The organism is Sphingobium sp. WR1 (genome assembly GCF_059693745.1).
The window spans coordinates 1-1,359 of the sequence record NZ_JCATID010000082.1 but is presented as its reverse complement, the minus strand read 5'-3'; the positions used below and the strand labels follow the sequence as shown (position 1 = coordinate 1,359).

Below are 1,359 nucleotides of genomic sequence, written 5' to 3'. Positions count from 1 at the left end.
GGTCGTGTCCCACGGGGTGGTGTAGGAAGGTTTCCCTGAGAGGGTGGCCACCGTCGATCTTCTGGTAGGGTTCGGATGCGAACTCGAACCTGGAGAAGAAGACGATGACCGACGACAGAATGGCCCTTGTTGAGCTGATTGAGCAAGGGGCTGATAGTGATTTGGTGCGTGAGATGCTGGCTTTCGCCGCAGAGCGCATGATGGATCTGGAGATCGAGGCGAAGACGGGCGTGCCTTGCGGATCACGCAGCCCGGAGCGGCTGAACCACCGCAACGGCTACCGCGAGCGCAGTTGGGATACGCGCGCCGGGCGCATCGAACTAGCAATCCCGAAGCTGCGCAAGGGCAGCTACTTCCCGAGCTTCCTGGAGCCGCGCCGCACCGCCGAGAAGGCTTTGGCGGCAGTGATCCAGGAAGCCTATGTCCACGGCGTCTCGACGCGTTCGGTCGACGATCTGGTAAAGGCGATGGGCGCCAGCGGTGTTTCGAAGAGTCAGGTCAGCCGTTTGGTTGCCGAGATCGACGAGCGGGTGAATGCCTTCCTCACGCGACCGATTGAAGGCGAGTGGCCCTATCTATGGATCGACGCCACCTACCTCAAAGTGCGCGAGGGCGGACGGATTGTCTCGACGGCGGCGATAATCGCGGTGGGCGTCAACACCGATGGCCGACGGGAGGTGCTGGGCGTGGCCACCGGCCCGTCGGAAGCCGAACCTTTCTGGAAAGCCTTCCTGCGCTCTCTGGCCGACCGAGGCTTGCGCGGTGTGAAGCTGGTCATCGCCGACGATCACAAAGGGCTGCGCGCCGCCGCCAGCAAGGTATTTTCCGCGAGCCAGCAGCGCTGCCGAGTGCACTGGATGCGCAATGCGTTCGCCCATGCCGCGCCGAAACAACGACCCGCTGTCATTGCCATGATCAAGACCATCTTCGCGCAGGAAACGGCCGAGGCAGCGCACCAGCAGTGGGACCAGGTTGCAGATGCCCTGCGCGAGAAGTTCCCAAAGCTGGCCGACATGATGGAGGCATCACGCGAGGACGTGCTCGCCTACATGGCCTTCCCCAAGGATCATTGGGCGCAGATCTCGTCCACCAACCCGCTGGAAAGGGTCAACAAAGAAATCAAGCGGAGGGCCGACGTGATCGGCATATTCCCGAATGACGCTGCCGTCGTTCGTCTCGTCGGAGCGCTCATGCTGGAGCAAAACGATGAGTGGGCCGTATCGCGCCGTTACATGACGCTGGAAACTCTCGGCTCGGTGAGCCATAACCCCATTGTCAGCTTGCCAGCACTGGCCGCCTGACCTGAACCCGATCCTGCCGTAGATCGACGGTTCCTACACCACCCCGTGGGACACGACC

The 1,359-nt window shown here is 62.3% G+C and carries 1 protein-coding gene; it reads left to right on the top strand.

Annotation, left to right across the window (positions count from 1 at the left end; genetic code table 11):
- The first annotated feature begins 104 nt into the window (after positions 1 to 104).
- The gene (locus AC58EF_RS28460) at positions 105 to 1,301 is read left to right on the top strand and encodes an IS256 family transposase (RefSeq protein ID WP_004211645.1); all 1,197 of its coding nucleotides are present in this window, start codon (positions 105 to 107) and stop codon (positions 1,299 to 1,301) included.
- The last annotated feature ends 58 nt before the right edge of the window (positions 1,302 to 1,359 follow it).

Coding starts and splice junctions, on each gene's coding strand:
- AC58EF_RS28460 (WP_004211645.1), top strand. CDS start 105: ATGACCGACGACAGAATGGCCCTTGTTGAGCTGATTGAGCAAGGGGCT.